This window comes from Paracoccus sp. MC1854 (genome assembly GCF_014164635.1).
In the GTDB taxonomy this organism is placed as follows: domain Bacteria; phylum Pseudomonadota; class Alphaproteobacteria; order Rhodobacterales; family Rhodobacteraceae; genus Paracoccus.
In genome coordinates this window covers 20,851-32,641 of sequence record NZ_JACJFU010000027.1, presented here as the reverse complement: position 1 = coordinate 32,641, position 11,791 = coordinate 20,851, and the positions used below count along the sequence as shown (strand labels likewise).

16 protein-coding genes and 1 pseudogene are annotated in these 11,791 nt (G+C 63.9%); 16 read left to right on the top strand and 1 reads right to left on the bottom strand.

Going from position 1 to position 11,791, the window contains the following annotated elements:
* Window positions 1–466 precede the first annotated feature (466 nt).
* The 15 genes from H5395_RS19065 (at window position 467) to H5395_RS14585 (ending at window position 9,589) form a co-directional block, all read left to right on the top strand.
* Window positions 467–859 carry a helix-turn-helix domain-containing protein gene (locus H5395_RS19065; protein WP_255440702.1) on the top strand — a complete coding sequence of 131 codons (393 nt, stop codon included), beginning with the start codon at window positions 467–469 and terminating at the stop codon, window positions 857–859.
* Window positions 856–996: a hypothetical protein gene (locus tag H5395_RS19060; protein ID WP_255440701.1), complete on the top strand. Its 141-nt coding sequence runs from the start codon at window positions 856–858 to the stop codon at window positions 994–996. The genes H5395_RS19065 and H5395_RS19060 overlap by 4 nt, the downstream gene beginning before the upstream one ends.
* Before the next feature lie 12 nt (window positions 997–1,008).
* Window positions 1,009–1,884 carry a Mu transposase C-terminal domain-containing protein gene (locus tag H5395_RS19055; protein ID WP_255440700.1) on the top strand — a complete coding sequence of 292 codons (876 nt, stop codon included), beginning with the start codon at window positions 1,009–1,011 and terminating at the stop codon, window positions 1,882–1,884.
* Between the two features lie 13 nt (window positions 1,885–1,897).
* On the top strand, window positions 1,898–2,269 hold the full coding sequence (locus H5395_RS19050) for a hypothetical protein (protein WP_255440699.1): 372 nt from the start codon (window positions 1,898–1,900) through the stop codon (window positions 2,267–2,269).
* Window positions 2,263–2,691, top strand: a complete 429-nt coding sequence (locus H5395_RS19045; protein ID WP_255440698.1) for an AAA family ATPase — start codon at window positions 2,263–2,265, stop codon at window positions 2,689–2,691. Before H5395_RS19050 ends, H5395_RS19045 begins: the two co-directional genes overlap by 7 nt.
* A 137-nt stretch (window positions 2,692–2,828) precedes the next feature.
* Entirely contained in the window at window positions 2,829–3,110 is a 282-nt protein-coding gene (locus tag H5395_RS19545) for a recombinase family protein (RefSeq protein ID WP_255440697.1), read from the top strand.
* A 38-nt stretch (window positions 3,111–3,148) separates the two neighbouring features.
* Complete coding sequence (locus H5395_RS19540) at window positions 3,149–3,409, top strand: helix-turn-helix domain-containing protein (RefSeq protein WP_255440696.1); 261 nt, start codon at window positions 3,149–3,151, stop codon at window positions 3,407–3,409.
* Window positions 3,406–3,795 (top strand): WGR domain-containing protein, encoded by a 390-nt coding sequence (locus tag H5395_RS14620; protein WP_255440695.1) that lies wholly within the window; start codon window positions 3,406–3,408, stop codon window positions 3,793–3,795. The genes H5395_RS19540 and H5395_RS14620 overlap by 4 nt, the downstream gene beginning before the upstream one ends.
* A complete protein-coding gene (locus H5395_RS14615; protein ID WP_370576467.1) occupies window positions 3,795–4,286 on the top strand; it encodes a DUF488 family protein in 492 nt (163 codons plus the stop codon). The genes H5395_RS14620 and H5395_RS14615 overlap by 1 nt, the downstream gene beginning before the upstream one ends.
* A 276-nt stretch (window positions 4,287–4,562) precedes the next feature.
* Window positions 4,563–5,228: a trimeric intracellular cation channel family protein gene (locus H5395_RS14610; RefSeq protein WP_182793305.1), complete on the top strand. Its 666-nt coding sequence runs from the start codon at window positions 4,563–4,565 to the stop codon at window positions 5,226–5,228.
* A 178-nt stretch (window positions 5,229–5,406) separates the two neighbouring features.
* Complete coding sequence (locus tag H5395_RS14605) at window positions 5,407–6,447, top strand: alpha/beta fold hydrolase (RefSeq protein ID WP_182793304.1); 1,041 nt, start codon at window positions 5,407–5,409, stop codon at window positions 6,445–6,447.
* 314 nt (window positions 6,448–6,761) lie between these two features.
* Window positions 6,762–7,814, top strand: coding sequence for a hemerythrin domain-containing protein (locus H5395_RS14600; protein ID WP_182793303.1), 1,053 nt, complete (start codon window positions 6,762–6,764; stop codon window positions 7,812–7,814).
* A gap of 40 nt (window positions 7,815–7,854) precedes the next feature.
* Window positions 7,855–8,286, top strand: coding sequence for a YsnF/AvaK domain-containing protein (locus tag H5395_RS14595; protein WP_182793302.1), 432 nt, complete (start codon window positions 7,855–7,857; stop codon window positions 8,284–8,286).
* A gap of 61 nt (window positions 8,287–8,347) precedes the next feature.
* Entirely contained in the window at window positions 8,348–9,022 is a 675-nt protein-coding gene (locus H5395_RS19030) for a YsnF/AvaK domain-containing protein (RefSeq protein ID WP_182793301.1), read from the top strand.
* 96 nt (window positions 9,023–9,118) lie between these two features.
* Complete coding sequence (locus H5395_RS14585) at window positions 9,119–9,589, top strand: type II toxin-antitoxin system PemK/MazF family toxin (RefSeq protein WP_182793300.1); 471 nt, start codon at window positions 9,119–9,121, stop codon at window positions 9,587–9,589.
* A gap of 40 nt (window positions 9,590–9,629) precedes the next feature.
* Here the strand turns inward: H5395_RS14585 and H5395_RS14580 are convergent.
* Window positions 9,630–10,501 (bottom strand): annotated as a pseudogene (locus tag H5395_RS14580) (transposase); the annotation flags it as partial.
* A 360-nt stretch (window positions 10,502–10,861) separates the two neighbouring features.
* On the opposite strand from H5395_RS14580, the gene H5395_RS19535 reads away from it, so the two are divergent.
* A complete protein-coding gene (locus H5395_RS19535) occupies window positions 10,862–11,761 on the top strand; it encodes an AraC family transcriptional regulator (protein ID WP_220495059.1) in 900 nt (299 codons plus the stop codon).
* Window positions 11,762–11,791 lie beyond the last annotated feature (30 nt).

Here is an 11,791-nt window from a genome sequence, read left to right as displayed (position 1 = left end):
GATCGACTTGCCAATCCATATTCATGGCCGGCTCCTCCAACAGCCGGCCTCTCATGAATCATGCAAAACCGACCTTGGGAATCCCTCAAAACGCTCCCAGTATCAAAAATCTCCCAAAGTAGTGCTAAGCAGAGTGCACGTTATGTGCTCGAAGACGGTAAAAGTAGACGAGTGCTGCACACTTCTAAAATATTGTGCGGTTGTCCTCTGAAGATGACAGGGCGTTTACTGAACCGCTTGTGATAGTCTACTGAACTCATTTGTGAGAAGCGACAGGGGCACCCCCGGCAAGGTCCAGTTGTCCGCAAACCCATCCAGAAATCAAGTTGTCCAATTATTTGTTGTTCTGACGTTTTCGGACAGGCTTGACCATTTTCCACCAAACGCACGTTTTCTGGAACGGGCTCTTGAGCGATAATCCGAACGGGCGGATGCTCTTGTCTGTTCCTTGCCACAGGATCCGGTCATGTCAGCTCCAAGCTTTGCCTCGCCGAAGGCCATCGCGCGTTTCCGTCTCCTGCAGCCCCATCTGGAGCAGGACATTCCACTGGCCCGCATCGCGGCTGAGTGCGGTATTGCGGAACGCATCCTGCGCCGCTGGCTGGCGGCCTGGCGGACCGATGGCATTGGAGGTCTGGAACGGGCACGGCGCAGCGATGCCGGAGTTGCGCGAAGGTTTGCACCCGAGATCGAGGCTCTTGTGCGGAGCTTGGCGACCAGACGTCCCCGGCCAACGGCGGCGGCCATCCATCGCAAGGTCCAGGCGGAAGCGAAGGCGCGGGGCCTTGCCGTCCCGAGCTATTCGGTGGCGGCCGGGATCGTGCGCGGGGTTGAGCCCGTGCGCATCGCGCCGTCGTGACGGACGCGGCGGCCTATCGCGACCGCCACGAACTCGTGCATCGGCGCGACGCCGATGCGCCCAACGAGATGTGGCAGGCCGATCATACCATGCTCGATGCCCTCGTGCTCGACGCCGGCAAGCCCGTTCGCCCCTAGCTGACCGTCGTGATGGACGACTACAGCCGGGCCATCGCCGGCTTCTTTCTGGCCACCGCAGCGCCGGGCGCCGTGAACACCGCGCTTGCCCTGCGCCCGGCGATCTGGCGCAAGAAGGATCCGGGCTGGCCCGTCTGCGGCATCCCCGAACAGCTTTATGCCGACAACGGCAGCGACTTCGTTTCGGAGAACATCGAGCAGGCGTGCATCGCGCTCAAGATCCGCCTGATCCACTCGCGGCCGGGACGTCCCCGGGGTCGCGGCAAGATCGAGCGGTTCTTCCGCACGGTCAACGACATGTTCCTGCCGGAGATCCCGGGTCACATCAGGGGAGGCAAGCCGCTTTCCGAACCCGCCATTGAGCTTGCAGAACTGACGAGGCGCTTCGAGCGGTTCCTCCATGACGTCTACCACCGGCGCCCGCACGGAACGACCGGCGAGGAGCCGATGGCCCGCTGGCGATCGGAGGGCTTTCTGCCAAGCCTTCCCGAAAGCCGCGAGGCCCTCGACATGCTGCTTCTGCGCGTGCCTAAGCCCCGCAAGGTCGGGCGCGACGGCATCCGCTTCATGGGACAGCGCTACGTCGAACCGACCCTGGCAGCCTTTGTCGGCGAACAGGTCGACGTCCTTTACGACCCGCGCGACCTGGCGGAGGTCCGCATCTATCACGACGGCGCTTTCGTGTGCCGTGCCCTCTGTCCCGAGCACATCGAAGCTCCCTCACTCGCGTCCATCCGAAGCGCGAGACGACAGACGAAGGAACGGCTGAAGAAATCCATTGCCGACGACGAGGTTCGCCATGAGCACGACGCAAGGCCAGACCCCGAACGCAACACGCCCCAGCGGCCCCGCTTCGGGGGCCTCAAGCTCTACGCGGCCGACGATTGAGTTCCGCCGGGAGATGCCCTTCGTTGACACCCGCGAGCACGCGCGCTTCTCGGAGTTCGCCCTTGCCTGCACGGCCGACCGCTACATCGGCGTCTGTCATGGGCGACCCGGCGTCGGGAAGACACGTTCGGCCCGCCAGTATGCGGCCTGCCCGAACCTGGCCGCCTATATCCCGATCAAGCCGATCGGCCCGGATATCGCGGACGCCATCGAGGGCTGCCGCGGGTTCTTCTTCACCGCACCGGTTTCCAACACACCCCAAAGATCATCAATGACCGGCTGCAACTCAATCTCTTCCGCCTCGGGGATGCACGTCTGGCCTTGGCAAGCATGGCAGGAGATCCCGAAACCGCTGTCCAAGCCGAGGCCGCGTGCCCCTTGCTGATCGTAGACGAGGCGGACCGGCTCAGCATCGCGTCGCTGGAACATATGCGCGATCTTTATGACCGCTACGGGTTCGGGCTCATCCTGATGGGAATGCCGGGCCTGGAAAAGAAGTTCGCTCGCTATCCGCAGCTCTACTCGCGCATTGGCTTCGTGCATGAGTTCAAGCCGCTCCGCGAGGCCGAGATGCGACTGGTCGCGGCAAGGCACGGGGCTGTCTTCGGGATAATCTTCGATCAAGAAAGCCTGGGAGGCATTGAGGCACCCGCCGCCGTAATCCGTCTGACCCGGGGCAACCTCCGCCTTGCTGAACGCCTGCTTGCACAGATGCGGCGGATCATGGACATCAACGCCGCCACAGAGGTCACGCTGGAAGTTGTCGAAGCTGCCCGTGACCGGCTCGTGATCGGGCCGGGTGACTGACAAATAATGCCAGCAGAACCATGCCATTTAGCGCAGAAATCTACAGCCCCGGACGCCGTCTTTGTACCTCTTTTCTGTCCGAAAACCATGTCAGGAAATCAGTTGTCCGACATACGTCCTACGGCGAATATCCTGACATGCTGATCGGCTACGCCCGCGTATCAACTGACGACCAGAACCTGGACTTGCAGCGCGATGCCCTGCAGCGCGCCGGTTGCGAGCGCATCTTCGAGGAGAAGGAGTCGGGTCGCGCCGGCACGAAGCGTCCGGCCTTGGAGTCGGCGCTCGCGTTTCTGCGGCACGAGGACCAGCTCGTTGTCTGGAAGGTGGACCGGCTGGGGCGGTCCTTGCGCGAGATGCTGGACACCGCCCACAAGCTGCAAGGGCAGGGGGTGAAGCTGCGAAGCTGCGCTCGCTGACCGAGGACATCGACACCGAGACCCCGACGGGGCGGCTGATGTTCAACTTTCTGGGCACCATTGCCGAGTACTTCCTCGATCTCAACCGTGAGCGCACGATCGAGGGTCTCAAGGCTGCAGCGGCCCGGGGCCGCAGGGGTGGGCGGCGGCGCAAGATCTCCGAAGAGGACCTTGCGATGACGCGGGCGCTCCTCAAGGATACAAACATCCCCGTGGCGCAGATTGCCAAGCGGCTGGACGTGAGCCGGGCCACCTTCTACGCCTATTTCCCCAAAGCCAGAACACGGAACCTGTCATGAGCGAAGAACAGCTCGATCTTCTCGGCTCGTTGGCCGCGCAACCGCTCTTCCATGCCGAAGTCATGGCTGCTCCAGGCAGCACGGCCGGCAGACCGGACTTCGCGCCTGTCCGCCTCACCCGCAGCGATCCTGTCTGCAACATGAACCGATTTTACATCCTGGAACCGGCGACCAGCCTCTTCGGCGAGCGTGGGGTGGTACGTCATTGGGGACGAATCGGAACCGCAGGCCGGATCCGAACGGACTGGTACGATGACCCGCATGAGGCCGAGGGCGCGTTCCAGAATTTGCTGCGCGCGAAGCAGAGGCGGGGGTATGCGCCCAAACGTGGCGGCCACATTGGTTGCGCGTACGAGGAGAACCTCCTGACGAAGATTGAGTCATAGTGGCGCAGTTCAACACGATCGGGCATTCGAACCGCAGCGTCGAGGAGTTTCTCGACATGCTGCGCAGGGCCCGGATCGACCTGCTGGTCGATGTCCGGGCGTTTCCCCGATCACGAAGCAACCCCGGCTTCAATATCGACTGCCTTCCCGACGATCTTTCGGGCGTCCAGATCGGCTATCATCACGCGCCTGCTCTCGGCGGACGGCGGCCAAAGCAACCGGGCGTCACTGAGAGCCTCAATGCCTTGTGGCGCGTGCAGAGCTTTCACAACTATGCCGACTATGCACTCGGAGAGGATTTCGGCAGGGCCTTCGATGAACTGGTTCGTCTCGGCCGCGAACGGCGGCTGGTTCTGATGTGCTCGGAAGCCGTCTGGTGGCGATGCCACCGCCGCATCATCACCGACTATCTTCTGCTGAACGGCCACCCTGTCGATCATCTCATGGGCCTGGGACGGGTTGACCGCGCCATGACGACGAGGGGTGCGTAAGGAACCGCAGCCGGGAAAGTGGTCTATCCTCGGTTGACCGTCTGATCAAGCAGTGTCGATGAGGCCCCAAGGCTGCAGGGGACCGGACAAGCGTACCGCACTGACATCAGGCCGAATGATCATGCCCAGATTGGCGGCATGAGATACATTCCAGCTCTTTGAGCAAGGCTCTTCGGCGGGGTTGGTCGGCGCCGGTTCTGCACCAAGGGTGCAGTTCGGCCAATGCTTCCTCCGCAAGCAGGACGAGCCACGCCAAGATCTGCGATACGGCCTATCATGGTTCTTTTCGGAGCGTTTCCCATGTACCCGTTGCCGCCTTCAGAATCCATCCTGTTCGTCATCTACCTGGTCGCGATCACCGCCGAGGCGATGTCCGGCGCGCTTGCGGCGGGACGGCGCAACATGGATATCTTCGGCGTGGCCGTCATCGCCTTCGTCACGGCGCTCGGCGGGGGCACCATCCGCGACCTCATCCTCGGCCGCTTTCCCATCGGCTGGACCCAGAACCCAGAATATGTCCTTGTCGTCATCGCTGCCGGGCTGCTGACCACGCTCATCGCGCCTTTTGTTCACCATCTGAAACGCCTTTTCCTGGTGCTCGACGCCATGGGCTTGGTCGCATTCTCGCTGATTGGCTGCAGCGTGGCGGCAGGAATGGACTACCCGACGGTGGTCGTCATCATGTCCGGCATGATCACCGGCATCTGCGGCGGCATCCTGCGCGACGTGTTGTGCAACCAGGTGCCGGTGGTGTTTCAGCGCGAACTCTACGCAAGCGTCTCGCTGGCGGTCTGCATCCTTTTCCTTGGTCTCGATGCATGGGGCGTCGACACCGACTTGAATACCGCAATCAGCTTCGCGGGCGGACTGACCTTGCGTCTGCTGGCCATCTGGCGCCACTGGAAGCTCCCGACGTTCTCCTATCAGGATCGCTGGGACTAGGACGCGAACTGCTTGCAGATGCGAGTTGATGGTGCGGCAGACCTCTGCCTCCAGCCCTGCCTGGAAAGCTCGGGATCATGCAGGGAACCATTTCACCCGTTCGCGCGTAGTTATGCTGCACTGCAGCATGGCGTTTCCCTTGCCGCCAGGACGCAGCTTTCTCAGATCGGATATTCCCATGAACGCTCAACCTCGCAGGCAACTGCATGATGATCCCCGCGGCGCATTGCGCAGGCAGTCGTCGCCCGCGCGCCCTGCGGCCCGGGCCGCAGTCATCGGCCTCGCGGCCGCAGGACTGGCCATCTCGGCCCTCGTCAACCATCGCCTGGCCCGCAAGGCCGAGCAGGACAATCCCCCGGTCGGGCAGTTCCTGAACGTCAACGGCGTCCGTCTGCACTATGTGGAGCGGGGCAGCGGCGAGCCGGTCGTCCTGCTGCATGGCAATGGCAGCATGATCCAGGACTTTGAATCGAGCGGCCTCATCGACCTTGCAGCCAGGAAATACCGTGTGATCGTCCTGGACCGGCCCGGCTATGGTCACAGCGACCGCCCGCGCAGCACGATCTGGACGCCTGCGGCGCAGGCGGACCTGATCCACGACGCGCTTGCGCAGATCGGCATCACGCGCGCGACGATCCTCGGCCATTCCTGGGGTTGCTCGGTGGCGGTGGCGCTTGCGCATAAATACCCCGATCTGGTCGGCGGGCTCGTTCTGGCGTCGGGCTATTACTATCCGACGGCGCGGCTTGATGTGGTCGGCATGGGGGTTCCGGCAGTGCCAGTAGCGGGCGACGTCATCCGCTACACGATCTCGCCGGTCCTGAGCCGGCTGATGTGGCCGCTCCTCATGCGGAAGATCTTCGGCCCCGAGGCAGTACCCGGAAAATTCGCCGGGTTCCCGAAGGCCATGGCGGTCCGCCCGTCCCAGATCCGCGCAAGCGCCGCAGAGTCGGCCCTGATGATTCCGGATGCCTTGGCCACCCGTGACACCTACGCCCGCCTCAAGATGCCCGTGGCCATCATCGCGGGCGCCGAGGACCGCCTTGTGGATGCCGAGGATCAGTCCGCCAGACTGCACGGCGACATCCCGCACAGCAGCTTCCACCGCATCCCCGGGGCGGGCCACATGATCCATCAGACCGAGACCGAAGCGGTCATGTCCGCCATCGAGAAGGTGGCTCCGCCGCACGGCCGGAACGCAAGGCTCAACGCCGCCTGAGGCAAAGGCACGCCTGTGCGGTGGAGCTGTCGAACAGAACTGTTCGGCGGCTCTGCCGCCTTTTACCAAGCGGGTGCGCACGTTCCTGGAACGCACCTGGCCGTGGCCGCGGATGGATGCAGACCCCACGCGCGGGCAAATCTGGCGACCGGGCGCTACGTCGCGGCAGCGGCAACCTTCTCATGGGGGCGCTGTCACTGGTCGGTAGGCGCCTTCATGCTCATTCGAAGGACAAGCGGCGGCAGAGGCCAAATTATCCGGATCCTGCGGAACTCTTGTGCGGCCGGGACATTGTTGCAGTGCAGCATCCGTGAATGCACACGCAGCATTCGCGTTATCAGAAACTCCCCTCGGGGAAACTTGGGCCACCTTGCCGCCAAAAAGCGGCGCCTATTCACCCCAACTTCCTCACGTCGCGTGAGGCCGCTGCAAGCAAGGCTTCCCAGCCTTGTAACGGCCCTGCATGCCTCACAACAAGGACCAGAAAAATGACCACCATCCAGCAACTGATGCAGACCGGCCAGCTGAAGGCCAACGAGATCTTCGCGAAGCTCGCCGAAACTCCTCTGGCGGCCAGGACACGCGACCGGCTGGTCTCCGACCTGAAGGTCGAGTTCGACCGTCAGGCCGAGTTCGAGGAACAGCGTCTCCTTCCGGTGCTGAGAGAGAACAGGGAGACGAAGGACCTCGTGGCTGCGGCGCTGAACGACAGCCAGCAGATGCGCAAGCTCCTCGGCGAGATCGAGCGCAGCCCGAGGGACGGCGAGGCGTTCGGCACCAAGGTCGCCGAGTTCCGGGACCTGTTCCAGCGGCGCTTTCGTGACGACAGGAACGAGATCCTGCCGGCCGTCGTGAAGGCGCTGAGCGACGCGGAGGCCGGCACCGCCGCCAGCAAGACCGAAGGCGGGACAACCGGGATCACGCCGGCGCGCCGCGCGGGCGGGCGAGAGAACCCGATGACGGACGCCGCGCGCCAGAGCGGGGAGATCATGAAGGCCGGCATGGATGTGGTGCAACAAGGCGCCCAGGTGGCACGCAGGGCCATGGGAGCCGGCACCGATGCGACTGGCGGAAGGGACCGGGGGCTTCAGCCCACGGCTGTTCTCGGGGAACTGCAGGAAACGGCCCGCGAAGCGAGCTCTGTCGGCAATTCGATGATGGCGCTGCTCAACGAGCAGGCGCTGCAGGCGCTGCAGGTCCAGACCTCGATGGCGGCCGGGCGCATCCGGACGCTGGCAGAAATGGCCCAGATGCAAAGCGCCTTCATGGCCGGCAGCTTCCAGCGGATGGGGCAGATCAACGACCGCTACCTTGCTTTCCTGCGCGGCTGGAGGACCGTCCCGGCCTTCCCGTCCGCCCGTCGCTGAACCTGGGAACAGTCCGCAGCCGTCCGGGATCGGAGAATCCATGTCGAAGCAATCCAGACCCGCGCGGGATGCCGTTTCCGCGCGCCCTGCCCAGATCATCCCGATCGTCGAAGAGCAGGTCCTTGTCCTCAAGCGCAAGACGCTGACCGAAGGCGTTCGTGTCCGCACGGTGGTGCGCGAGGACGAGGCGCTGATCGACGAGCCCGTCGTCCGCGAGACCGTCGAGGTCGAGCGGGTGCCGCTCGGCCGATGGGTGGATGGCCCGGTTCCGGTGCGGCAGGAGGGCGACATCACGATCGTCACGCTCGTCGAAGAGGTCGTGGTGGTCGAGAAGCGCCTGCGCGCGACCGAGGAGATCCGCATCACCCGGCGCCGGGATGCCGGACAGCACTCCGAGACCGTCACGCTGCGCCATGAGGAAGCCGTCATCGAACACCTGAACGCCAACGGCGACAGCCACGACCCGGACTGAACGGGCGCCTGCCTGTCCTGTCCGACACGACCCCGAACACCTACCAATTGGAGAGATCCCCATGACAACCGTCATCAACGCCTATGCCGACCAGAAGATCGCCGACATGGCCGTCGCCGCCCTCCGCAAGGAAGGGCTCAGCGACCAGCAGGCCCGCATCCTCGGCGGCGACACCAAGGCGCTTCTGCGCGAGCTTTCCGAGTACGGCTTCGCGGATGCCGACGCCCAAGCCTATGCCGAGGCGGTCGAGCAGGGCCAGACGCTGGTCATCGCCAGCATCTCCGAAGAGCGGGCCGACTGGGCGCTGTCCATCATGGACCGCATCCTGTCGGACCATGGCAGCCTCAAGGAAAGCAGCGCTGGCTCGGTGCCGATCGTCGAGGAAGAGCTTTCGGTCAGCAAGGCCCGGAGCGCCAACGGCGGTGTCCGCGTGACCTCGCGCGTCGTCGAGACGCCGGTCGAGGAAACCGTCACCCTGACAACCGAGACCGTGGGGGTGAAACGTCACGCCGCCAATCGCGTGCTGGAGGACGACGAGGCCGCTGCCGTCTTCGAGGAAAAGACCGTCGAGATGATGGGCACCGAGGAAGAGGTCGAGGTGCGCAAGGAAGCCCGGGTCGTGGGCGAGGTCGAACTCACCAAAGAGGTCGAGGCGCATCAGAAGACCATCAAGGACACGGTCCGAAAGACCGAGGTCGAGGTCGAGGAAGTCGGCGTCCGCGCCACGAAGAAGTAAGACCTGCGTCCCGGCCCGTTTCGGGTGGGTCCCTGATCCTGCAAGGGATCGGGGACCTGAGGCCGAGGTGGGCTTCGATGACGTGAAAGGCTGGGAGTGAAGCGCGGTGATCTGGTCACGGTCGCGCTGCAAGGTGAGCACGGCAAGCCGCGTCCGGCCCTTGTGATCCAGGCGGATGACTTCGCCGGGGCGGCATCCATCACTGTCCTGTTCGTCACATCGACGCTGACGGTGACTGACCTGCGCCCCGTTGGTGCCTCGGTCATGACGAGAGCCTGTGGGTTTGAGATTGGTCGTCTTCGGGTGGATTTGAGGCAAGCGCGCCGGACGTGGCGCCATCAGGTAGCGCGAGCGTCCGGCGCGCTGTCCGGCGTCACGTTCGGCCTGCTGGCACCAGACGCGCAGGCTATCGGACGAACAGCCAAGCTTCGGGGCAATCGCCTTGCAGGCGGCCGTGTCGCTGGAGTAGTCGGCCCGGTTCTCTCGGAAAAGCCGAACACCGCGTTCGCGCAGCTCGGCCGGATAGGCGGAGGTGAATTTTTGCTGCGTCATAGGCTCATCCTTTGAGTATTTACTCTCCAGCAAACCCGGGGCGGTTCAGATCGACGTCGCAAACGACGCAGGCAGGCTTTCCGTAGATCCGCACCAGCGCGTCCAGTTCCCGCGCCACCCTTGCACCCGAGATGCTGGTGTCGGCGATCAGGCACAGGTTCTCCCGGCAGCAATCGTCGATTGCCGCCAGTATGCGGAACTTGCGCGAGGCGCCGAAGGTGTCGGCCACGAAGTCGAGCGACCAACGCTGGTTCGGCACAAGGGCCACCGGCATCGACGTGCGGGTGCCCCGGGCGCGCCTGGGGCCACGCCGCCGCTTCACCGCCAGGCCCTCCTCGCGGTAGAGCCGATAGAGCTTCTTGGGGTTCATCAGCATGCCCCTGCGCGCCAGCAGCAGACCGATCCGCCGAGAGCCGAACCTGCGGCGCACGGCTGCGATCTCCTGCAGGACCTTGCGGATCTCGGGGTTGTCAGGCGGACGTCCGCGCCGCACCGTCTTCGGATCGACACCGACCAGGGTCGGCGCATGCCGCCGACGGCCCGGCGCTGCGAGATGTCGTGATCCCGCATGGCCCGCAGCACCGCCTCCCGCCGCGCGTTCGGTGTCGTCAGGCCTCAGCCATGGTCCTCGGACCAGTGGCGTCCCATGGCTTCGATCCCAGCAGATCCTTCAGCACGATGTTGTCGAGCATCGCGTCCGCCGGCAATCGCTTCAGCTTGCCGTTCTCGTCCTCGAGCGCCTTCGGCCTCTGAGCGTCGGACACGTCCATGCCGCCATACTTGGACTTCAGCTTGTGAGACACCTGGCCGGGCTCAGCCCATGGCGCCGACAGACTTCCGCCGTCGCCAGGCCGTCAACGCAGTGCGTTGACCCTGTTCCTTGATCATTCCGATGATCTGCGCCTCGGTGAAGCGGCTTTTCCTCATTGCGTCTGCTCGGTCGTGATGAAGCAAACTCTACATCAGAACGAGAGACGTTCCGGGGGGCAGGTCAGCCTGCTGCAAGAACCTTCGAGGATTGGCATGTGCAACTTTGAAAGCTTTTTGGTTCATCAGACAAAAGAAATATTGCGCCGCGAAGCCGGGTCGTGATTGGCTGATGCAGTGATCCTTTCGCAAGAGGCGTCCAGCACACCAAGTCTTGCCAGGAGGTTTCCGATACTGCTGTCATGCCAGTCTGAATGTGATTTGTCCCTTGTCTCGTGCCGAGCCGACGCCGTGAAGGAAGGTGACTCCCTTGTTGCGCGTGACGCTGAACTGATTTCGCCCGAGGAGCTTCCCCTCTGGGTGCCTGGGGACATCCTGACCGACAGTGGCGAACTGCGGTGGAAGGGCATCGGCCAGCGGACCTATCGTTATCGCGGTCTCGATGTCGTGATTCCTCCGATGGACCACTACATGATCGTCCACTACCTGCACGGGGTTACACCGATGGACCGGCAGGTCGGCGGACGGTGGTCGCGAGCGGAATGCCAGCCCGGAATCTTCTCGCTGCTGAGCCTTGCAACCCATTCGCACTGGCACTGGACGCAGCCGCTGGAAGTCTCGCATGTCTATCTGTCGGGCGAGGTTCTGGCGAAGGTCGCGGGTGACATGCAGGGCCGCGACGTGGCCGAGGTGACGCTGCATGACGTCCTGCATGGCTGCGACGCGACCTTGACCAACATTGCCGCCGAGGTCCTGCGGGAGGCCAGGCGCGGCGGCGACGGAAGCCCGCTTTATGCCGAGGCCCTGTCGATCCAGATGGCAGTCCACCTCCTGCGCAATTATGCGACCTGCCAGTTCCGCGAACGCGCGCCGCGCCAGTTGTCTGAAGCCCAGCGCCGCCTGCTGGACGACTACATCAATGCCAACCTGGAAGGCGAAATCACCATCGAGGGCATGGCGACGGTGCTCGGCATGGGAGTCTGGACGCTGAACCGGCTGCTGCGCAGCACACTTGGCTGCTCGGCCCACGGCCTCATCACCGCACGCCGGATCGAGAGGGCGCGCACGCTCATGTCCGAGTCTTCGCTGTCGCTCAAGCAGATCGCAGCGGCAGCGGGGTTTTCCGACCAGGCCCACATGACACGCGTCTTCCGTGCATATCTCGGCACCACGCCGGGGCGGACGCGGGCTGGCATCGATCACCGGAAAGTTCAAAGGACTGTTCCATTCGTTCAAGACCCGCAGGAGGCCCGTTCATAATCTTTCCCAGCGGGGGGCGCAGTTGCCGCC

Bases quoted from the DNA above. Each gene is read 5' to 3' on its own strand.
- H5395_RS19030 (WP_182793301.1), top strand. From the start codon at position 8,348: ATGACAACCGTCATCAACGCCTATGCCGACCAGAAGATCGCCGACATG.
- H5395_RS14610 (WP_182793305.1), top strand. From the start codon at position 4,563: ATGGTTCTTTTCGGAGCGTTTCCCATGTACCCGTTGCCGCCTTCAGAA.
- H5395_RS14600 (WP_182793303.1), top strand. From the start codon at position 6,762: ATGCACACGCAGCATTCGCGTTATCAGAAACTCCCCTCGGGGAAACTT.
- H5395_RS19055 (WP_255440700.1), top strand. From the start codon at position 1,009: ATGGACGACTACAGCCGGGCCATCGCCGGCTTCTTTCTGGCCACCGCA.
- H5395_RS14620 (WP_255440695.1), top strand. From the start codon at position 3,406: ATGAGCGAAGAACAGCTCGATCTTCTCGGCTCGTTGGCCGCGCAACCG.
- H5395_RS19065 (WP_255440702.1), top strand. From the start codon at position 467: ATGTCAGCTCCAAGCTTTGCCTCGCCGAAGGCCATCGCGCGTTTCCGT.
- H5395_RS19050 (WP_255440699.1), top strand. From the start codon at position 1,898: ATGCCCTTCGTTGACACCCGCGAGCACGCGCGCTTCTCGGAGTTCGCC.
- H5395_RS14605 (WP_182793304.1), top strand. From the start codon at position 5,407: ATGAACGCTCAACCTCGCAGGCAACTGCATGATGATCCCCGCGGCGCA.
- H5395_RS14595 (WP_182793302.1), top strand. From the start codon at position 7,855: ATGTCGAAGCAATCCAGACCCGCGCGGGATGCCGTTTCCGCGCGCCCT.
- H5395_RS19540 (WP_255440696.1), top strand. From the start codon at position 3,149: ATGTTCAACTTTCTGGGCACCATTGCCGAGTACTTCCTCGATCTCAAC.
- H5395_RS19545 (WP_255440697.1), top strand. From the start codon at position 2,829: ATGCTGATCGGCTACGCCCGCGTATCAACTGACGACCAGAACCTGGAC.